Origin of the sequence: Algibacter sp. AS12 (assembly GCF_046736315.1) — a bacterium.
Lineage (GTDB): Bacteria > Bacteroidota > Bacteroidia > Flavobacteriales > Flavobacteriaceae > Algibacter_B > Algibacter_B amylolyticus.
This window is the reverse complement of sequence record NZ_CP151841.1, coordinates 4,063,806-4,085,447: the sequence shown is the minus strand read 5'-3', so window position 1 is coordinate 4,085,447 and position 21,642 is coordinate 4,063,806. Positions and strand designations below refer to the sequence as shown.

Annotated in this window: 18 protein-coding genes; 8 read left to right on the top strand and 10 right to left on the bottom strand. The window is 32.5% G+C overall.

Annotated features, from left to right (window positions below; all coding sequences use genetic code 11):
* Positions 1-44: 44 nt before the first annotated feature.
* Both deoC and clpB read right to left on the bottom strand, forming a co-directional pair.
* Positions 45-791 (bottom strand): deoxyribose-phosphate aldolase, encoded by a 747-nt coding sequence (gene deoC / locus AAFN75_RS16630; RefSeq protein ID WP_411807425.1) that lies wholly within the window; start codon positions 789-791, stop codon positions 45-47.
* 438 nt (positions 792-1,229) lie between these two features.
* Positions 1,230-3,839 carry an ATP-dependent chaperone ClpB gene (gene clpB / locus AAFN75_RS16625; protein WP_411807424.1) on the bottom strand — a complete coding sequence of 870 codons (2,610 nt, stop codon included), beginning with the start codon at positions 3,837-3,839 and terminating at the stop codon, positions 1,230-1,232.
* A 261-nt stretch (positions 3,840-4,100) separates the two neighbouring features.
* On the opposite strand from clpB, the gene ytxJ reads away from it, so the two are divergent.
* From ytxJ to AAFN75_RS16610, 3 genes are read left to right on the top strand one after another with little or no spacing between them, the layout of a single operon-like run.
* The gene (gene ytxJ / locus AAFN75_RS16620; protein ID WP_411807423.1) at positions 4,101-4,493 is read left to right on the top strand and encodes a bacillithiol system redox-active protein YtxJ; all 393 of its coding nucleotides are present in this window, start codon (positions 4,101-4,103) and stop codon (positions 4,491-4,493) included.
* Between the two features lie 11 nt (positions 4,494-4,504).
* Entirely contained in the window at positions 4,505-4,906 is a 402-nt protein-coding gene (locus tag AAFN75_RS16615) for a gamma-glutamylcyclotransferase (RefSeq protein ID WP_411807422.1), read from the top strand.
* A gap of 47 nt (positions 4,907-4,953) precedes the next feature.
* A complete protein-coding gene (locus AAFN75_RS16610; protein WP_411807421.1) occupies positions 4,954-6,108 on the top strand; it encodes a hypothetical protein in 1,155 nt (384 codons plus the stop codon).
* A gap of 73 nt (positions 6,109-6,181) precedes the next feature.
* Here AAFN75_RS16610 and AAFN75_RS16605 read toward each other — a convergent pair whose 3' ends face one another.
* Positions 6,182-7,360, bottom strand: coding sequence for a hypothetical protein (locus AAFN75_RS16605; protein ID WP_411807420.1), 1,179 nt, complete (start codon positions 7,358-7,360; stop codon positions 6,182-6,184).
* A gap of 522 nt (positions 7,361-7,882) precedes the next feature.
* Positions 7,883-9,166 carry a fumarylacetoacetase gene (gene fahA / locus AAFN75_RS16600; RefSeq protein WP_411807419.1) on the bottom strand — a complete coding sequence of 428 codons (1,284 nt, stop codon included), beginning with the start codon at positions 9,164-9,166 and terminating at the stop codon, positions 7,883-7,885.
* A 198-nt stretch (positions 9,167-9,364) separates the two neighbouring features.
* Between fahA and glyA the strand changes: the two genes are divergently transcribed.
* Positions 9,365-10,636: a serine hydroxymethyltransferase gene (gene glyA, locus AAFN75_RS16595; protein WP_411807418.1), complete on the top strand. Its 1,272-nt coding sequence runs from the start codon at positions 9,365-9,367 to the stop codon at positions 10,634-10,636.
* A gap of 293 nt (positions 10,637-10,929) precedes the next feature.
* Here the strand turns inward: glyA and AAFN75_RS16590 are convergent, their stop codons facing one another.
* The 3 genes from AAFN75_RS16590 to AAFN75_RS16580 all read right to left on the bottom strand — a co-directional run bounded on the left by AAFN75_RS16590 (position 10,930) and on the right by AAFN75_RS16580 (position 13,898).
* Positions 10,930-11,544, bottom strand: a complete 615-nt coding sequence (locus tag AAFN75_RS16590; RefSeq protein ID WP_411807417.1) for a hypothetical protein — start codon at positions 11,542-11,544, stop codon at positions 10,930-10,932.
* 242 nt (positions 11,545-11,786) lie between these two features.
* Complete coding sequence (locus AAFN75_RS16585; protein ID WP_411807416.1) at positions 11,787-13,220, bottom strand: glycosyltransferase; 1,434 nt, start codon at positions 13,218-13,220, stop codon at positions 11,787-11,789.
* 189 nt (positions 13,221-13,409) lie between these two features.
* Positions 13,410-13,898 (bottom strand): AAA family ATPase, encoded by a 489-nt coding sequence (locus AAFN75_RS16580; RefSeq protein ID WP_411807415.1) that lies wholly within the window; start codon positions 13,896-13,898, stop codon positions 13,410-13,412.
* A 205-nt stretch (positions 13,899-14,103) separates the two neighbouring features.
* Between AAFN75_RS16580 and AAFN75_RS16575 the strand changes: the two genes are divergently transcribed.
* The 4 genes from AAFN75_RS16575 (at position 14,104) to AAFN75_RS16560 (ending at position 17,562) form a co-directional block, all read left to right on the top strand.
* Positions 14,104-14,343 (top strand): hypothetical protein, encoded by a 240-nt coding sequence (locus AAFN75_RS16575; RefSeq protein ID WP_411807414.1) that lies wholly within the window; start codon positions 14,104-14,106, stop codon positions 14,341-14,343.
* A gap of 44 nt (positions 14,344-14,387) precedes the next feature.
* Positions 14,388-15,860, top strand: a complete 1,473-nt coding sequence (locus tag AAFN75_RS16570; RefSeq protein ID WP_411807413.1) for a hypothetical protein — start codon at positions 14,388-14,390, stop codon at positions 15,858-15,860.
* Between the two features lie 105 nt (positions 15,861-15,965).
* Complete coding sequence (locus AAFN75_RS16565; protein ID WP_411807412.1) at positions 15,966-16,649, top strand: hypothetical protein; 684 nt, start codon at positions 15,966-15,968, stop codon at positions 16,647-16,649.
* Positions 16,639-17,562, top strand: coding sequence for an ATP-grasp domain-containing protein (locus tag AAFN75_RS16560; RefSeq protein ID WP_411807411.1), 924 nt, complete (start codon positions 16,639-16,641; stop codon positions 17,560-17,562). The genes AAFN75_RS16565 and AAFN75_RS16560 overlap by 11 nt, the downstream gene beginning before the upstream one ends.
* A gap of 26 nt (positions 17,563-17,588) precedes the next feature.
* Here the strand turns inward: AAFN75_RS16560 and AAFN75_RS16555 are convergent, their stop codons facing one another.
* The 3 genes from AAFN75_RS16555 to AAFN75_RS16545 form a co-directional block, all read right to left on the bottom strand.
* Positions 17,589-17,999: a response regulator gene (locus AAFN75_RS16555; RefSeq protein WP_144118121.1), complete on the bottom strand. Its 411-nt coding sequence runs from the start codon at positions 17,997-17,999 to the stop codon at positions 17,589-17,591.
* A gap of 2 nt (positions 18,000-18,001) precedes the next feature.
* Positions 18,002-19,864: a PAS domain S-box protein gene (locus AAFN75_RS16550; protein WP_411807410.1), complete on the bottom strand. Its 1,863-nt coding sequence runs from the start codon at positions 19,862-19,864 to the stop codon at positions 18,002-18,004.
* 134 nt (positions 19,865-19,998) lie between these two features.
* Positions 19,999-21,594, bottom strand: coding sequence for a hypothetical protein (locus AAFN75_RS16545; RefSeq protein WP_411807409.1), 1,596 nt, complete (start codon positions 21,592-21,594; stop codon positions 19,999-20,001).
* Positions 21,595-21,642: the final 48 nt, after the last annotated feature.

Below are 21,642 nucleotides of genomic sequence, written 5' to 3'. Positions count from 1 at the left end.
CGTTTTTTTATTGGATTTTACTGTCCAAAATAAATTATAAATAATTAATGCTGAGCATTACTGTTTGATTGCATTGTTGAAGTTGGATTTTTGTGTAGAACCGTTTCAATATAATCTGTGTAAATTTTTGTATTTCTAATTTGTCGGTTATTACTTTTACTTTTTATAGCCTTAGAGGTGCCAATTCTTTCTGCTCCGGCATCTATATATTTTAAGGCAGTTTCAAAATCATGTATACCGCCAGAAGCTTTAATTTTAGCCTTATTTCTAATTGTTTTCTTGATAATTTTAACGGCTGTTAACGTGGCTCCACTTTTAGAAAATCCTGTAGATGTTTTAATAAAATCGGCATTGGCATCAATACATATTTCTGATGCTTTTATAATTTCATTTTTATTTAATTCAGAAATTTCAAGGATTACTTTTAAAGGTGTTGATCCTATGGCTAATTTAACATCTATAATATCTTTTAAAACAAAAACATGATTTCTGCTTTTTAAATAACCTAAGTTAATAACCATATCAATCTCGTCTGCACCATCTTCTATGGCTTTTTGGGCTTCAAAAACTTTGGCTTCTGTAGACATGTTTCCTAATGGAAACCCAACCACAGTACATATTTTAACGTTAGAATCTTCTAGTAGTTGTTTGGCTAAAGCAACAAAGCAACTGCTAATACAAACGCTGTAATATTTTTGGGTTTTTGCTACGTGACATAAGTCGATAATATCACGTTCTGAAGTGCATGCTTTTAAGAGTGTAAAGTCAATGTAATTGGAAATATCCATCATTGTTTTAGTAGGTTTTTTTGTGTTATAAATTTTTTCTTAGTGGGAGAAAAAAAATCAATTGTTTTGTTTGTTTAATGCGTGTTTTGGGGCATACATTATTGCTAATTTATTAATTTTAGTTAATTAAACTGTGTTAAATTGTTAATTTTAGATTAAGTGCAATGCATATTTAATAATAACTAAATTTATGATAAAAAATTATGATTTGGATAATATTTTTTTTAAAGCATTATAGTTCTAGTGGTCTGTTCAGATTATCAAGGACTTGTGCGTAACATTAAAAATTAGCTAATTCAATTAATTGAACTTTTAAATAGTTTTAATGATTTGATAAAAAAAGCAACAATCATCTTAAACTAAGATTCATGTTGCTTTTCAACTAACCAACGATTAATTAGACTATGTCTACATTAAAATGTTACACGTAGCATTTTTTTATTAGAAATCTTCAGTTACTAGATCGCCTTGATTTCTAAAAACCAATTCGTTATCAAAAGCATCTAGTAAAATAATGCTATCTGTTGTTACTTTTCCAGATAAAATCTCTTTGCTTAACTGATTTAATACATCTTTTTGAATGACTCTTTTTACAGGTCGTGCTCCATATTCTGGATTATAACCTTTATCGGCTAAATATTTAATGGCCTCTGGTGTAGCATCAAAAGTGATGCCTTGTTTTGCAATCATTTTTGTGATGCCTTTTAACTGTAATCCAACAATTTGTGTAATGTTGTCTTGCGTTAGCGGTGTAAACATGATAATATCGTCAATCCTGTTCAAAAATTCAGGTCTAACGGTTTGCTTCAATAACGCTAACACATCTACTTTTGCACCTTCCATTGCTGTTTCCACATTTTTTACAGCTTCAAAACGCTCCTGTATTATCTGGCTTCCCATATTGGAAGTCATGATAATAATGGTGTTTTTAAAATCTGCAATACGACCTTTATTATCTGTTAAATGACCTTCGTCCAATACTTGTAATAAGATATTAAACGTGTCTGGATGTGCTTTTTCAATTTCGTCTAAAAGCACTACAGAATAAGGTTTGCGTCTTACTGCTTCAGTTAATTGTCCACCCTCATCATAACCAACGTATCCTGGAGGTGCTCCAACTAATCTACTAACTGCATGACGTTCTTGGTATTCACTCATATCAATTCGAGTCATCGCACTTTCATCGTCAAACAGGTATTCCGCTAAGGCTTTTGCTAACTCCGTTTTACCAACACCTGTTGTTCCTAAAAATAAGAATGTTCCAATTGGTTTTTCTGGGTTTTGTAAACCTGCACGACTTCGTCTTACAGCATCACTTACCGCAACAATAGCTTCTTCTTGTCCGACAACACGTTTGTGTAATTCTTCTTCTAATTTTAAAAGCTTTTCACGATCTCCTTGTAGCATTTTGGTAACAGGAATGCCTGTCCATTTGGCAACCACTTCTGCAATATCCTCATAGGTTACTTCTTCTTTAATTAAAGAGTTTTCCGATTGATTAGCGGCCAACTCCTTCTGAAGTTTTTCTAATGCTTCTTGAGCTTCTTTAATTTTACCATAACGCAACTCGGCTACTTTTCCGTAATCGCCATCCCGTTCTGCTTTTTCAGCTTCAAGCTTAAAGTTTTCTATATCCTGTTTTCTATTTTGGATATTATCTACAACTTCTTTTTCGCTAATCCATTTGGCATTGATTTCGGTGCGTTCTTCTTTTAAATTTGCTAATTCTGAACGTAAGGTTTTTAATTTACTCTCATCTTTTTCACGCTTAATGGCTTCAATTTCAATCTCTAACTGCATTATTTTTCTATCTAACACATCCAGTTCTTCTGGTTTAGAGTTGATTTCCATACGCATTTTTGCAGCAGCCTCATCCATTAAATCGATGGCTTTATCTGGAAGAAACCTATTGGTAATGTAACGTTGCGATAACTCAACAGCTCCAATAATAGCATCATCTTTAATTCGTACTTTGTGGTGTGCTTCGTACTTTTCTTTGATTCCTCGAAGAATTGAAATAGCACTTTCTGTATCTGGCTCATCTACCATAACTTTTTGGAAACGACGCTCTAAAGCTTTGTCTTTTTCAAAGTATTTTTGGTACTCGTCTAAAGTTGTGGCTCCAATGGCACGCAGTTCTCCTCGCGCTAAAGCAGGTTTTAAAATGTTTGCAGCATCCATGGCGCCTTGACCGCCACCTGCACCAACTAAGGTGTGGATTTCGTCTATAAATAGTACAATGTCTCCTTCACTTTCTGTAACCTCTTTTATTACAGCTTTAAGTCTTTCTTCAAACTCGCCTTTATATTTTGCACCAGCAATAAGTGCTCCCATATCTAGGGCGAAAATTTGCTTTTCTATTAAATTTTCAGGCACATCGCCATCTACAATTCTGTGCGCTAACCCCTCGGCAATGGCTGTTTTACCAGTTCCTGGTTCTCCAACTAAAATGGGGTTGTTTTTGGTACGACGCGATAAAATTTGAAGGATTCTTCTAATTTCTTCATCACGACCAATTACAGGATCTAATTTTCCGTCTCTTGCTAATTGGTTTAAGTTTTTAGCATATTTATTAAGCGAATTGTATGTTTCTTCTTGACTTTGAGACGTTACTCTATCACCTTTTCTTAACTCTTCAATGGCTGCTTTTAAACCTTTTTCTGTTACGCTTTGGTCTTTTAGCATTTGCGCTATTTTACTTTTCGATTTAAAAACAGCTAAAATAAAATGCTCAATAGACACATAGTCATCATTCATTGCCTTAGCAATAATAGCTGCTTCGTTTAATGTTTTTCCTGCTTCGCGAGACAGCATTAAATCTGCTCCCGAAACTTTCGGGAAATTTTCTAATTGTTTATCCAATGCTTGTTCTAAGACATTGATATTAACATTCAATTTCTTTAAAATGAATGGTAATACGTTTTCATCAACCTCGAAAATGGCTTTAAAAAAGTGTTCGTTTTCTATTTGTTGATGCCCATAACTTTGCGCAATCTGTTGCGCACGTTGTATGGCTTCTTGCGATTTAATTGTATAATTATCTGGGTTCATATATAATGTGTTTTTTATTTCCGCTATAGCGAAAACCTTATTTTTATTATTGATTTCAAAGGGTATATTTCAATTACCTTACCAATAGTAATTACAAGACAAAATGGCTGTTTAGAGCTTATCCGTGGTGACTTTTCGTCAGTTTGAGTATGATTGCTGTTTTAATGTAAGTTAACGAAAACCTTTCGACAAAATCAATGATATATATCATAATTATGATATTTTTGTTTAAATTAAAGCAGTATAAATTGCTAAAATAAAATGACTATGTTCGGAAAATTATTTGGGGGGTCTAAAACTCCAAAAGAGGAGAAATTATTACCATGGATTGCTTTAAGCGAATTAGCGCAATTGGATGTTATTAGTGAAAAATCGAAAACGAAAACGCAAGTTGTTTTTAAACATTCTACTCGCTGTGGTATTAGTAGGATGGTGATGAAACAGTTTGTGGAAGCTTATGGTTTACCGGAAGCTGATTTAGATTTATATTATTTGGACTTATTGAATTACCGAGATGTTTCTAATGAAGTAGGATATAAATTTCAAGTCATGCACGAGTCGCCACAAATTTTGGTAATTAAGAATGGTGTGGCAGTAGCCCATGCCTCACATGGCGCTATTAATGAGTTGGATTTAAGTACATTTGTTTCATAATATAAAACGTTTTGAATTCGGATTATTTATTTGTTTATGGTACTTTATTGAAGGACACCACTAAGAATGAGATGTCTAAATTTTTAGACGCTAATGCGGAGTGTTTTGGACGTTGTTATTTTATTGGTAAGTTGTATAAAGTGTCTTGGTATCCTGGAGCTGTTATTAGTTATAATGAAACGGATAAGGTTTATGGTGCACTTTTTAAATTAAACAATTTTGATTCTGTTTTTAAAGTTCTAGATGCTTATGAAGGAATGAGTGAAAATGATCCTGATTCTAGTTTGTTTAAAAGAGAACTTGTTACTGCATTTCTAGATGATGGAAGGACATTGAAAACTTGGGTTTATCTTTATAATCAATTGCTTGATGGTATACCTTGTATTGAATCTGGTGATTTTTTGAGGTTGTAAGTAATAAATTAATTATCTTTAAGTGATCCAAATGAAATGTCATCTCTATGAAATTTTTTCTATTTTTTATTTCGATATATGTATTTCAATTTTCTTATTCTCAACACTATGAGTGTTTATCAATAAATGATTCTGAATTTAGCTATCAGTCATGTGATGGAATAAAATTAAAGTTAGATAAATACACAAGAGACTTTCCTATTATTTATAGCATGAAGTCCTTTAAACACTCAGATGACGCTTATAAGTTTGAAACTAAATTTTTTAACATTCATAATAATTCAGATAAATTTACTTTAATTACTAGGGTAATTCCAAAGGAGTGTTTTACTATAAATAATTCGTTCGAGTTTAAATTGTTAGACTATAAAACTAAACTTTATAGCTCAGGTAGTTGTGAAGATATAAGGTTAGCAAATCAATATAGAGAGGCTGTATATAACAAAATATTACATAATAATCATCCTGAAGTCTCAGAATTCATTAGTCCGAGTGATGAAAATGAAATTAAACAAATTAATCAATCTAAAAGTTATTGGAGAAGGAAAAATGAAATAGAAGATAGTATCAAAAATGCAAAAATGCAGATTAAAGAAAATAAATTAGCCAAAGAAAAGAAGTATATAGAAGATTATCAAAAATCAGAATTTAGTAAAATTTCAGGAGGAGAATATTTATTTGCTATATATAAAAATGACTATAAAAAGGTCAGGGAATTAGATAAAGTTTATACAAAGCATATTACTGATGACTTGGAAAGAATGAATAAAGATGTTCGCAAAACTTTATTTTGGCACATGGAAGCAAAATATTTATCTATGTTGAATTTAGTAATATTGGAATATATGCATAATTACAAAAAAAATCCTAAGAGTTGTTTTAAGGATGGAGCTATGTCTTTTACGTATAATAAAACTACGGAAGAATTTCAATTGGTTGATGGTTATGGTTGGAGTCATGGCACTTATGGAGGAGATCTTTTAACGGGACATTACCTTGTTAACTCAAAATTTATAGAAATATGTAAAAAGAAAGCTGGAGTTAGAAATTTAACGCAAAATTTTGCTTCAAGAAACCATCCACTAGCTAAAGGAGTAGAAAGATTAAGATTAAATTTTAAGTGTGATTCGTTAGAGATTGAACAATTTGAAAACAATCTTATTTCTGTTTATATGCGCTATTCAGAAAGTGCAAAAAAATAAAAGTAAAAGAAATTGGATAGTGCAATATATTTTAAAACCCTCCCAAAACTTAAGTTTTGGGAGGGTTTTTCTTTTATCTAATAGTGTAGGCATTAATTATATCCTTTAGTTGTAGTTTTAAATCTTCTCCAGTATCGTAAACCATTTGTTCGTTGCTAGGGAAGGGTAGACGTCTATTGTTTAATAACTTTGTATCTTCATTATTTAATGCACGTTTATCGCCTTTATATTTAGCAAAAACATGTTCGAATACAAACCCACTATCAATGGTAAAGGTATCTACAAGTTGGTTGCTTTGGTTATTGATATATACAACTTCTGCAATAATTTGGGAAGATTTAGTTTGTATGGTTTCATATAAACGAGCGCTTACTTTTATAACTTTTTCATGTTTAATATCGTTACCTAAGCTATCTTTTACGACATTACCTTTTCGGTCTTTTTCGTATTCCCAACCATCTGAAACCTCTTTTTCGCGTAAAAACTCACGCTGATTAATGCGTTCTGGAGCGATTTCTATTTGTTTTAAATTAAGGTTCATAGCATAATCGTACTTAAGGTTTGGTATTTGGTTAGCGTGATATTCACTCCAAAATTTATTTAAACCGTAGGTTTCAAAATTTAATAAATCTGCTTCTAAACGTTGTGGTATAACTTGTTGAGTATCGTTATGGATAGATACTAAAATATAGTCTTTTCCTCTTTGGTGGGCTTCGGTTATAAGTTCTTTAGTGTTCTCGTAATTAGGACTTAAACGCTCTAAATAAGATAACTCCGAATGTGCTTGTTTTATATCCTGCTTATTTTCAGACTCTAAAAGATTTAAACCTTTTTCGTAAATGTAATCTGCTAGTTGTGTTTTAGAATCTATAATATTGTCACTGTAGTCATTAAATGAAAACGGAATGTCTTTTCCGTTTACTGTTAATGGCAAAATAGGCTTTATTGCGTTTTGTCTTGCATTTAAATCTATGTATAGCTCGTAAATTTTTTTAAATGTTTCTGGATTAGCGTCTTTTTTAAGATGTTCAATAGCTTCTAAATCGCGATTTACGACTTTATTATACGCATCTTGAAGCATAATTACATACTCATAATTACGTTTCTTATCCTTATTTTTTCTTAGTTTTTCTAAAGCTGTATTTATTGCACCATCATAATTGCCAGAGTTAACTGCAATTGCAACTTGCTTTTTAGTGTTACAAGCTATGAGTAATAAAAATACAATTGAAAGAAGTAGTAGTTTTTTCATGGGTTAATTGTTTTGATTATTTGGTTACTGTTTCAATAGTGGTGCCAAAATACGAACTTTATGTATGAAATGTTTATTTATACGATAAAGTGTTGTTACGCATCTTATTTTGTAAATTTAATATTACTTTTTATTAATAGCTAAGAGTTTTTTGATTGTGCTAGTTTAATTGTAAAATTGTGTTTTAATGTTTATTAATTTGGTTTTAAAACTATGAGTTTTTCATTTTTATTAATATGTAAAATCAACTTTTCAAATTTATAGTTTGCAATTATAGTCGGTATAGTTTGAATTTAAACAAAAGCCTCTGCAACTAATAATGTTGAAAATCCATTAGTAACTTGTTTTTGCTGGTTTACTCGCGTTAGGGATTGGAATGAATAGCCCACAGCCTGACGAAGGAAGTGCGAGGACTTGTAATGCAAAGCCCGACCCTTGTGGTAACGCCAAAAAAAATAAAACGCCCTTCAACATTAGTCTAAGAGCGTTTTTTTGTGTTTTAAAGTTTAATGTGCTAAACCATTATTTTTTAGTATAAATAGGTAATAATTTATTAGCAACTTTACCAAAACCAATGCGCGTACCATCCTTTTCGCAGTAGCCTCGCATAATTACCGTATCGTTATCGTTTATAAATTTACGTTCTGTACCATCTTTTAACTTAATAGGTTTTTCGCCTTTCCAGGTAAGTTCTAGCATAGAGCCGTAACTATCTTCGGTAGGGCCAGAAATAGTTCCGCTACCCATCATATCGCCAGAATTTACAGGACAACCATTAATAGTATGGTGCGCCAACTGTTGCGACATGTTCCAGTACATATATTTAAAGTTAGATTTGCTTACTACGTTTTCTTTAGCGCCTTGTGGTTGTATGGCCACTTCTAGGTTAATATCGAAACTCTTTTTACCTTTATACTTAAGATAATCTAGCTGTTTTTTTAGCGGTTTAGGGCTTTCCACGCGGTAAGGCTCTAAGGCATCTAAAGTTACAATCCAAGGCGATATTGACGATGCAAAGCTTTTAGCTAAAAATGGTCCTAATGGCACATATTCCCATTTTTGAATATCTCTAGCGCTCCAATCGTTAAGCAATACTAAACCAAAAATATACTCTTCGGCTTCATTAATAGGAATAGGTTCGCCTAAATCGTTAGCGTCGGTAGTAATAAACGCCATTTCTAGCTCGAAATCTATAAGTTTACTTGGTCCAAAAACAGGCTCTGTTGCACCGTTTGGAAGCGTTTGCCCTTGCGGACGGTGTATAGGAATACCCGATGGAATAATAGAACTACTTCTACCATGATATCCCACCGGAATATGTAACCAGTTTGGTAAAAGCGCATTATCGGGGTCTCTAAACATGGTTCCAACATTGGTAGCATGTTCTATACTAGAGTAAAAATCGGTATAATCGCCAACTTGTACTGGTAATTGCATTTCAATTTCGTCCAAACGAAACAGAATGGTTTCCTTATGTTTTGTGTTGTTTTTTAAGGTGTCGTTTTCGGCATCAAAAATTTCTGCTATTCTATTTCTTACGGCACGCCATGTTTTTCTGCCATCGGCAATAAAATCATTTAAGGTGTCTTGTAAAAAAATATCATCGGTTAGTGGGATACCATCAAAATATCCTAATTGATGTAAAGCACCTAAATCTATGGCTGTATCTCCAATTCGAGTACCGATAGTAATAATATCGTCGCGCGTTAAAAATACACCAAAAGGGATGTTTTGTATAGGGAAGTCTGAATTTTTATCAACGTGTAACCACGAAGTTCTATCAGGATTATTTGCGGATAAGGACATAGCTTATTTAGTTAATGGGTTTAGTATTCTTATCAAACCTAAACATTTTTTTTATTTTAACTGAATAAAACAGAAAAAATATATAGAAATATTAACAGTTAATAAACCGTTGAAAACTTAAAACAATTCTACTTTTTTTTAATACTTATAACTAATCTATTTGCTATTTTTGCACATTATTTAAATAAAACTCTATTTATGCAACGCGACGAACAAATTTTTGAACTTATTCAAGCAGAAAAAGAACGCCAATTACATGGTATTGAACTTATTGCATCAGAGAATTTTGTAAGTGACCAAGTTATGGAAGCTGCAGGCTCTGTGTTAACAAACAAATATGCCGAGGGTTACCCAGGAAAACGTTACTATGGTGGTTGCGAAGTCGTGGACGAAGTAGAGCAAATCGCTATCGATAGAGCAAAAGCTTTATTTGGAGCTGTATATGTAAACGTACAACCACACTCTGGTAGTCAAGCTAACACAGCGGTTTACCATGCTTGTTTAAATCCAGGTGATAAAATTTTAGGATTCGATTTATCTCACGGTGGTCACCTAACACATGGGTCGCCAGTAAACTTTTCAGGTAAATTGTACAACCCAGTATTTTACGGGGTAGAGCAAGAAACCGGTGTTTTAAACTACGATAAAATTCAAGAAATTGCTACAAAAGAGCAACCAAAGCTAATAATAGCAGGAGCTTCAGCATATTCTCGCGATATCGATTTTAAACGTTTTAGAATTATAGCAGATAGCGTTGGTGCAATTTTAATGGCCGATATCTCGCATCCTGCAGGTTTAATTGCAAAAGGTATTTTAAACGATCCACTACCACACTGTCATATTGTTACAACAACAACTCATAAAACATTAAGAGGACCAAGAGGCGGTATGATCATGATGGGGCAAGATTTCGAAAATCCTTTCGGAATTAAACTTAAAAACGGAAGCCTACGTAAAATGTCGTCTTTATTAGATTCAGCGGTTTTCCCAGGAAACCAAGGTGGACCATTAGAGCATATCATTGCAGCAAAAGCAATTGCATTTGGCGAAGCTTTAACCGACGATTTTTTAACCTACCAATTACAAGTTAAAAAGAATGCATCAACTATGGCAGATGCCTTAGTAGCAAAAGGCTATAACATTATATCTAACGGTACAGATAACCACTGCATGCTAATCGATTTACGTAACAAAAACCTATCTGGTAAAGATGCGGAACAAGCGTTAGTAAAGGCAGATATTACAGTAAACAAAAACATGGTACCATTCGATGATAAATCACCATTTGTAACCTCAGGAATTCGTTTAGGAGTATCTGCGGTAACAACACGTGGTTTAAAAGAAGACGATATGGGCGCTATTGTAGAGCTTGTAGACGAGGTTATTGCAAACTTCGAAGATGAAGCCGTACTAGAAGCAGTAAAAACAAAAGTAAATGTCATGATGAAGGATAAACCTTTATTCGTATAAGCAAAACCAAAAATAATTATTTTAAAAATCCTGCTGTGAAGCGGGATTTTTTTGTTTTGGACGCTACCCGAAAAGGGTCGGGCTTTACACTATATCTTTTTTTGCCATTTATGGCAGCAAAAAAAGGATGCCGCTACAATCCCTAACGGGCTCACTGTTGCGGCTTACTCAGGCTAGTTATTAGAACTTTATGCGCTTAGTAGAAAAAAATAATTCAATCAAGAATATTTGTGTATTAAATTTCGGCAGGATTTTATAATTTTTTATTACTTACATACGCATGTTATGCACAGTTAATTTACTCTAAGTGTCTGAATATAATAATCTGCTGTAAATTTTATAAATTGATTTTCAGATTTGAGAATTGCTGTGACCTCTTTAAAAGAGAAGTTTTTTTTGCCTTGTTCTTCCATTAAAGGTTTTAGCTTTTTCATGTAATAATAATTTACACATATAAATAATGCACAAATCGCATTTCGAGCATTTTCTAAATTTGCTTCTTTAAAATAAGTGTTTCTTTCATGCTTTACTTTATTATGCATTTTCCACCATTTAGGAGTTTCATTGTTCTCCCAAGGTTTAAAAGGTTGAAGATTGAAGAAGTGAAAACCGACACTTACTTTTTCACCAATGATTTCACTCCAATTTTCACGAATTATTTTCCTATAATCATTAACTTTTTGAGGTTTTAAAGTAGGGTTTATTAAAAAACAAATATCTTTAAAAATTACATCTAGTTCTGAGCAAGCTGATAGTAATATCCTAGTCAATTCAATCGAATGGGTTTTTAAATCTTCTTCAGAGAAATCAATAAAGCGTGACATTTTCTTAAAATCAGATTCCAGCGCACAGTAATATTCCCAATATTGCATTGAGAATTCTTTTTCTTGTTTCTTGTTATCTTTCATTGTCTATTGTGGCTAACGTATTATATCATTACCATTATTAACGATATCCCATAAATAAATCAGGATATAATAATTTTTCAGTTACTGTTATCCCGTAAATATAATTAATTTATATGTAAGAAAATTACAAAGTTGTAGAACACGAGAATAGAGGGTGTATAAAAAGGGCATAAAAAAACCAACCATAATTTAGGTGTCATTATGGTTGGTGTTTGTAAATTGTAAAAACTAAAATGACTCTTCTAAACCTTAGCCACTTTTTTGTCTGCAAGTTCTCTTGTAAGCCAGCCACTTTTGTTTGCAGTAGCAATAGCGTAGGGTGTAATCCAGAACAAGCCAAAGGTGTATAAAATACTGTATGAATAGGCCCAAAACGCCTCGAACGATTTGTATCTATGGGCAAAAAACAACACAGGAAATGTTGCAAGCACTAAAATAGTTACCAGTGTAGAACCTACAAATAATAACGGATGTACAAGTACAAAGTATAACATAAAAAATAAAAACGGAAAGCTCATTAAAATTTTAGAAAACTGACTAATAAATAATAAACGTGTTCCGAATTTAGAATCTGGTCTAAAATTAGTAAACACATATTTAGCCATTTCTAAATTTTCGCGCACATTACTGCGTCCCCATCTAATAAACATTTTATATAAACCTGTATATTCCTCTGGCACATTGGTGTAAGCAATAGCGTTTTTTTGAAACAGCACATGTTTACCTTGTTTTAATATCATGTTGGTCATGGCACGATCTTCACCAATATCCGATGGTGTACCCATAAACTTTTGGTTAATCCATTGTGGTAAACAGTTATGCACTGCTGTACTGCGGTAAGCAGCTAAAGCACCAGGTGTACAAAGCACCGAGTTTAAATTACTTTCAGCAGATCTTACAAACTCGAAACTTAATACAAAACTAACATCTAGCATTTTAGGTAGCGTTGCCTTTTTATTGTTTAAAACACGAATGTTTCCTGCTACGGCACCACATTGCTCGTTATGTACAAACGGACTTACTAAAAGTTTAATTGTATCGGTGTTTACAATAGAGTCGCTATCTACGGTAACATAAATATCGCCTGTTCCTACATTAAAACCACGGTAAAGGGCGTGTCGTTTTCCTTGGTTATGTGGTTGTTTGTATATTTCTAAACGGTCTCCTAATTTTTCTTTAGCATTTTGTATCCATGTCCAAGTATCGTCTTTACTACCATCGTCAATGGCAATAAGTTGTAATTTTTCTTCTGGGTAATCACTTTTAGCTAAACTCATTAAAGTATCATAAACCTGTTTACCTTCGTTATAAGCTGGTACAATAACCGTACATGTTGGTAAGTCTGTATCTGGAACAGCTTCAATAGGTTTATATTTAAAAAAGTTATAAACCATATATATAAATAGTAATACTTTGTACGCCATAAAACTAAACGCTACAACGCCAAAAGCATAACCAATTGTGGTACTAAATTTATTGGAATTAAATTGCTCGAAATCGTTATGAAATACCCAGAAAAAAGAAAGCCCTAAAGCCATGAATAAAAAAGTGCTTAGGGAAACAAAGTTGTTTTCGGAGTTTTCGGGAGTTAATTGATAACGAAAAAAAGTTTTAGTAGAATGGATTGATTTTTTGATAATGAAATTAATTTTACGAAGGTAAACTTGTATGTCCATAAATCTCTAAGGGTTTTTGTTTGATTTTTTGTTATACCAGATTTACGTAGGAAAATTTGGTTTAGATGTCCTGTAAATGTTAATTAAAGCTTAACATTTTTATTAATAACAAGACCATAAATAGGTAATAGACCTATTCCCTGAGGTTTATGTAAGTATTGGATAAGTATTAGGAATTAAATAGTTTTTTTATTCCCTTATAATAATACCATTTTCAAGTTCTGTTTTATCGGGTGTTTCAAACCAAGTTTCCATAAAGTCGAAATTTTCTTGGGTTACCTCAAACTCAAAAGTATCGCCTTTTTCAGTATTGCGTTGCATGACTCGTTTTTGGCGAATGGCTTTTGGTATATCTAAAAAGTGAAGTTTTATTTGGTAACCATTGGCCTTAGCAAAGCGTCTAAATTTCTCTCGATGTTCAAATTTTGATAGGCCTAAATCTAGAATGGCATCTGTTTTAGCTTCTTCCAATTGCTCTACTACATTTAAAATCATTTTTTCGGCTCTTTCAATGCGTTCTAAAAACCATTTTAAACCATTCTCTGGCTTTTTGTCTTCAAGAAATAGCGTTTTATTCCAGGCATCAATAGAAAATATAATACCCTTTGTTTTTTCTTTTAATGCCTTGGCGTAGGTTGTTTTTCCAGCGCCTGTATTTCCTACTATTAAATGTATCATATAGCCTTTAATATACCATCTAAATTAATAAATATAAAGCAATTTCAAAATTTGAAAAAATACAAGGTATTGGTGTTACTTATTATTTAAATACAGGAAAAACCCTTATAAAAATGGGGTGTAATCCTTGTGTGTTATCAGGCTATTTCCTCTTTTAAGCCTTTGTTTTTAAAACTAAATTTGGTTTTATCAATTAAACACGCCCATGAAAAATTACGATAAAGTTAAAGAAGTATTTAAAACCATACAAGCGCAGGTTATAGATTCTACTAACGTAACAGGTATAGAAATAGCATCTTTAAAAAAGGACGGTGTGTATACCAGCGATTTATGTATTAGGGTTTTAGTGAATTCTAAAAACGTAACTAATAAAGATTTAAACATTCCCGAATCTGTAGACGGTATAGCAATTAGCGTAACATATAAAACCATTTTCCCTCAATAATTAATTAAAAATGTAAAACTATGTAGAATTAAAACCCCATTAAAATGAAAGCATTAAATGACATTATTAAGGAAAAGCAATCTGCCGAAGCTGCTTTATTTAAATTGAAAGGCGTTACTGGAGTCGATGTTGGCTATAAGTACACAGATGGTAAACGTACCGATGAAATTACCATTAGGGTACATGTAAAACAAAAAAAGAAAACGGTTGCTTCAAAAGATAAAATTCCAACAACAATAAACGGTATTAAAACAGATGTTATTGAAATGGAAGTTTTCCCTCAGGTGTTTTCTCAAAAACTAGAAAACATTTCTTTACAAGCCGATACCACTACTTATGCAACAGTACAAGGCGGAATTAGCATCGGGCCAGAACGTGCTATTTCTGGATATATATTTACAGGAACTTTAGGGTGTATTGCTAAAGATAATGTTACAAACAACCCCGTGCTATTAAGTAATTATCATGTTATGTGTGTTGATAATACATGGAGTGTTGGCGATTTTATGTGCCAACCAAGTCGTGTAGATACAGGTTCGCCAGGAACCGATAGAATAGGAGCCTTAGAACGTGCCGTTTTAAGCGGACATGTAGATGGTGCTATTTCCACATTAAGTGGCAGACCGCACGACTGTTCTATTGTAGATATAGGTGATGTGAAAGGAACGGCATCGGCTGTTTTAAATTCGGCAGTAAGAAAACGGGGTAGAACAACACTATTTACCGAAGGTTTTGTAGATGCTATAAATGCCACAGTAAATGTTAATTACGGAGACACCATTGGTGTTAAAACCTTAACCGATCAAATTGGTATAAGACCCGATGAAAATGTAAACCCAAAATTTAGTGCTAAAGGCGATTCGGGTTCTGTGGTTGTAGATGCTGATAATAAGGTAATAGGGTTGCTTTTTGCGGGTAATGATACTGGTTACACTTATATTAACCCTATTTCTCATGTATTAAGTGAGTTGAATATTTCTTTATGTATTAAATCTAAAAGTGTTTTAAAAGATTTTAAAGATATTAATAAGGAAACTAAAGAAATTAAACTTGAAAAGCTTGAAAAAACTGAAAAATTAGAAAAGCTAGAGAAAAAGGAAAACAAGGAAATTAAAAAGGAAAAGCTTGAAAAGGTTGAAAAGGTGGAAAGTAAAGAGTTTAAAAAAGAAATAAAAGAAATTAAAAAAGAGTTCTATAAGGAATTGCCAGATAATAAAGGCATTATGCCAGATAAAGTAGATAAGCCTATTACAGATAAGCTAGATAAACCTTTTGATGGTGGTAATAAGCTCAGAGAGATCTCGGATAACTATAAACCAGGTTTAGGTAACTTTAATACTGGCGGAAATACAATTGAAGATCGCTTGTCGCAAATAGAACAAAGCTTATCTGCATTAACTGCTTTTATTGGTTCAGATTTACGGCCAGATTTATCTTCTGGAGCTTTAACTAATGAACAGGATATTGCAGCGATGCAAGAAAAAATGAATAAAGATATTGCTGACAGTATGATGTAATACGGCAAATAATTTTTGAGTTAGTCACTTTTAATAAAACCTTAGAAACAAATATTAAAAGCAAAGTAGCTATTTGTTTTTAAGGTTTTTAATTAATTAACTATTATGAATGTAATATTAAGTCATCCACAAGATAGCGATGCCATTTGGCTTTATTTGGAGCTTAAAAAAAGCCATGTTGATATAGAATTGGTGAGTCCGGAAGAGTTGTTAATGGCCGAAGAATGGACACAGCATATTAATAATGATGAAGACCAGTTTTATATTAAAACAAAAAAAGGGCTAGAAATAACCAATAGCAACCTCAATTTTCTATTTAATAGAACACAAATGGCTATTGCACCTATTTGGGATAAAGCCAACGAGGCCGAACGCCAGTATGTACAATCGGAAATGAATGCCTTAATGATGAGTTGGTTAGCCCAGGTTAGTAAAAAAGGACGTATTTACAACCCAGGAAAAGGCTATAGTTTAAGTGGTGTGTTTTGGTCTAAACAGCAATGGGCTAATGCTGCCTATAAAGCAGGATTTAATTCTGCATCTTCAGAGGCTATGGCACTAACAGAGCCTGTGCTTGTAGTTGGTAAAAAGGTTATTACAAATTGCCGTAATAAAACCTTGATTGAACATTGTATAAAACTCTCTATGCTTGCCCAAACACCATTGTTAGAAATTTATATAAATAAACAGGATGAAACCCAATTTGTAAGTGCCAATACCTATCCAGAACTTAGTAAGTATGGCGCTAAATTAATTACTATTTTAAAACACATTATTTATGAAAACTAAAATGGTATTATTATGTGGTATACCTAGTGAAAGCCCAATCTCGAAAGTTAAAGATGCTTTAATGGAAACAGATGCTCAGGTTGTTGTTTTTAATCAAAGACATTTTGAAAACACCGAAATTGATTGGAAGTTTGTTAATGGTGTGCCTAGAGGGAAATTGTATATGTCGAACTGCAGCTATGATTTATCGAGTTTTAAGAGTGTGTATTCTCGGTTTATGAGCGAAAATAACCTACCAGAAATGGAGGGCAAAGATGAAAAAACTAAGGCTAAATGTAAAATGCTACACGAATCTTTATTTGAATGGTTGGAAGTTACCAATGCTAAGGTTGTAAATAGGCACAGCAACATGTATAGTAATAGTAGTAAACCTTACCAAGCACAAATAATTAAGCGCTACGGATTAAAAACGCCTCCAACTTTAATTACCAATAACCCAAAAGCTGTTTTGGATTTTAATGCTACTCATAAATCTATAATTTTTAAATCAATTAGTGGCATACGTTCCATTGTAAAAGAGTTCGATCCTACTGATACTGAAAGGTTAAATAAAATAAAGTATTGCCCGGTTCAATTTCAAGCACGTTTATCTGGTTTCGATGTTCGGGTGCATGTTATAGGAAAAGAGGTTATAGCCACTAAAATACTAACCACAGGTGTCGATTATCGTTACGCTAGAAAGGATGGTGGAGAAACCGAATTGGAGCCTTTCGAAATTTCAGACGCTATAAAAAAAGCATGTGTAAACGTAAGTGCCGCACTTAAATTAGATTTTAGCGGTATCGATTTAAGATTTACAAATAATGGTGATGTGTATTGTTTTGAGGTAAATCCAATGCCTGGGTATTCCTATTATGAAAGCAATACAGGTCAAAAAATATCTAAAGTTTTAGCTGAATATTTGGTGGCGTAATTAATGGTGTTTAAAGTAAATAATAGCTATTGGTTTGCAATTAAGTTGTCCACTATGGTTTGTATTCTACCGCGTTGAATAGGCTTAATTATATAATCTGAGATTTCACTTATTTTATTCGCTCTTTCAAGATCGGCGTTATCTACAGAAGATGAAACCATATAGATTGTGATCTTCTTTCCTAAATTGGGCTTAATCTTTATGTATTCTTCCATAAATTGGAAACCATCCATAATTGGCATATTAATATCTAATAAAATAATATCAGGGAGTTCATCTTCTTTATTGAGATTCTCAATCATGAAATTTAAAGCCTCTTCACCATCAGAGAAGGCCATGACACTATTGTCCAGATCAAGAGATTTTATTGTTTTTTTAATGGTGTATTGATAAATATCATCATCATCTACAATACAAAAATTTAAAGTTTTAGTCATTCTTATTCATTAAAATTAATATTGAATGTAGAGCCTTCATTAACTACACTTTCAACCGATATTGTTCCTCCCAAAGATTCTACCTGTACTTTTGTCATAAATAAACCTACACCTTTAGCTTCTGGATGCCTATGGAATACTTTATTTAAACCAAAAACTTTATGGCCATGTCTTTCTAAATTGATACCTAAGCCATTATCTTTAAACTTGAGTTTTTCAATGCCGTCTTCAACTACAGATTGAATAAAAATTTCTGGAGATCTATCTTTGGATTTATACTTTATAGCATTGCTTACTAAATTAAGAAAAATACTTTCTAAATATACTTTATTATATTTAATATTTGGTTTTTTTGAAAAATCACTAACTATTTTAGTGTCGGTTTTTAAAATTTGTCCAGACAAAATCTCTTTTGTTTTGTTTAAAACATCGTTAAAGGATAAAGACTCCATATGTTTGGAGCTTCCATCTTTAGTTTTTAAAGCTTCAATTAATGTGTTAAGTGTAAGTGTAAGATGGTTAATAACAATCTCGAACTTATCAAATAAAATAGTCCTTTCTTCTTCTGTTTCAGCAGATTTGTAAAAATCCAATAAAGAATTTAAATTGCTTACAGGAGCACGTAAATTATGCGAGGTAATGTGCGCAAAATCTGCTAATTGAACGTTTTGCGAAGTAAGCTTATTAGCTAGTAGCTCTAAACTTTTATTAGCTTCTAAAATTTTATTCTCTGCTTTTTTCTGAAATGTAATGTCTCTAATAGCGGCCGAAACAAGAAGACCTTCCTCGGTTTTAAGCGGACTTAAACTAATTTGAATAGGGATTTCTTTTCCTTTTTTATTAATACCGAAAAGTTCCTTGCCTTCACCCATTTTTCTGGTTTTTGGTCTTTCAAAAAAGATTTTACGATGCGTTGTGTGATGACTATACCTTTGTGGTATAAGTAATTCTACAGGTTTATTTATCAACTCTTCGGCTTGGTAACCAAATAATTTTTCGGCTTGTTTGTTAATTAACTGGATTTTTCCAAGTTCATTAACAATTACCATAGCATCTGGCGCAGATTCTAGCAGTCCTTTAAACTTAATTTCTGCCATTCTTTGCTCGGTTACATCTTGGCAGGTACCAATTATTTCAATAACATTGCCAGCTTTGTCTGTAACAAGTACGCCTAATAGCTGGATTGTTTTGGTTTTGCCACTAGTTGTTTTTATGCGATGCAAAAGGTCGTAAAAAAACTTATCGTTTAAAGATTTTGCAACCGATATGTTAACGAGTTCCCTATCATCTGGATGTACAAAACTAAAATACGTATCGTAAGTTAATTTTTTCTTCGGGTTTACCTCAAATATATTATAAAGGTTACTAGACCATGTAACATCGTTGGTAATAAGGTTCCACTGCCAATTTCCCATCATGGTAATTTTTTCGGCAGAATTTAAAACCTGATTTTTTCTTAAAAGGTCGGCTTCAATGTTTTTTTGATTGGTAATGTTTTTTATGATTCTAATAAAACCAATGTTTTTTCCACTTTCGCTAATTAAAGGTGTTAGTGTAGAATGTGAAATGAATGTGGTGCCATCTTTTTTAACTATGGTGCATTCGCGAGCATCGTATCCATTATATTCAGCTAATAATTTATAAGGATCGAAATCTGAATCCTTGATGTTGTATTTTAAAGCAATGTCTTTTTTGAAATTTTTAACTTCTTTCTCAACTAGAAAAGAATTGACTGTTTTTAATCCAATCATTTCTGATGCAGTATATCCTAGTAAGATTTCGGCACCTTCATTAAATTGGTATATTATCCCTTCCTTATTTGTAGCTATAACAGCTATAATTTCAGAATTTAAATTAGCTTTCATTAATCTAGTTTGGTTAAGTTTTTTGGGTTGCTAAATGCTAGTTGTAACTGTAAATAAGGTGGAACTTATTAAGTTTTAGATTCGCTATTTGCTAAAGATAATTAAAATAATGTTGTAATAAAAGGCTACAAAGGTTAATCCTCTTCTGGGAAAGCAACGTGCTGATATGCTCCTAAGTCTGGAGACCCTGTTCTGTTTGTATTTAAAATATCTACAGGAACTTGGGTAGAAAAAGCGGCTAAACCTTCTCCATTGGCTGCAGAATCTTCTCCAATCATTAATTGGTTTAAGTCTGTATCCTTAAAGTCTGGCTCTTTATTAAAAATGTTTCTTTCGTATTTTAAAGTGTCATCAAAATTGTAATTATCCCCTGTATAATTGTTATTCGTATCATTAAAACGAATTAAACAATTGGTGAATTTAAAATTGAACACTACATTATCATCTTCAATTTCATCTAAAAGAATTTCCGGATTATCATTTCCGTAGATAATACAGTTATTAAAATTAGCTTCGGTTAAATCTGCAATGCTTGCATTATTGTCTTCATCTAAAACAAAATTGTTTAATAAAACAGCAGGGAATTGTCTAAAACCATTGTTCCAGTAATTTACTAAAGTAGAGTGGGTGAAGTTGTATTTTCCGCCTAAAGTTCCAGCAAAAGAAGATAAACCAGAATTATTTATAACTACGTTTTCACCAGAAATTGACGTGTTTCTTCCTAAAATTCCAAAGCTACTAGAATTGTAAATTTGAGAGTTTGTTATGGTTAGTTTATCGTTTGTTTCATTAGGGTTACCATCAGATAGAATACCTATGGTTGAGTTTTTAATAGTAGCATAATTAATAGTATTGTTAATACTACCATCTAATAACCAAATAGTGCCCCATTGTCCTGTTGTTTCAGAAAAATTAGGTTCTAAACGATCGCCTTCAAAAATAACTTCGTTTTCCAAAAGGTCTTGATCGTTACTAAAAGTACCATTTATATTTATAGAGGCTCCGTTAGGTACGATGATACCCGAATTATCATGAAAGTGAACGCGTGCTCCAGCATTTATTGTTAAGGTTTCGTTTGGAGGAACCGTTGCAAAACCATAAATAACATAGGGTTTTTCGTTTGTAAATGTAAGTTCGTCTGGTAATAATTCGCGGCCCTGTAAATCGGTTACTATTAATTCGCCTGCTATATTTAAAGTAAGCGTATCAATTACTTTGGTGGTGTTATCGCGGTCTGGAAAGATAAAAACAGCGTCTTGTACCAAGGTTACTAATTCTACGGTTTGCTGGTTGTTACCAGTATCAAATTCAATAGCATCGGTATATAAAAATTGATTGGCAGTAGCAGCTTGATTTTCAATATCAACGGTGGTTTCAATAAAAATAAACAAACTGTCTTTGGCTAAAACTTCTACATTTTCAAATACTTTTCCTTCGGAACCTGATGTTCCATTATTTTCGCCTAATATCCCGTCTATACTTAATCTGTATAAGGAATTAAAGCCCTCTTTTAAGCTTATATTAGGAATAACAATATCGTTATCACTCTTATTATATACTTTTAAATTATAGGTGCTAGAGCCAATATTTGTAAAAATAGTGTCTAAGTAAACGGTGTCCTTAGAAAATTGTAAAGTTCCTGTGCTTGGAGCGAATTCAAAGTCTTTACGACAAGAGCTCCAAAGCATTAAAAATATTAGAGTAAGTGAAAAATATAAAAAACGTGTCATTTAAAAATGCTAAGATTTGAGCCCTAAAAATATAACTTTTGAAATTAT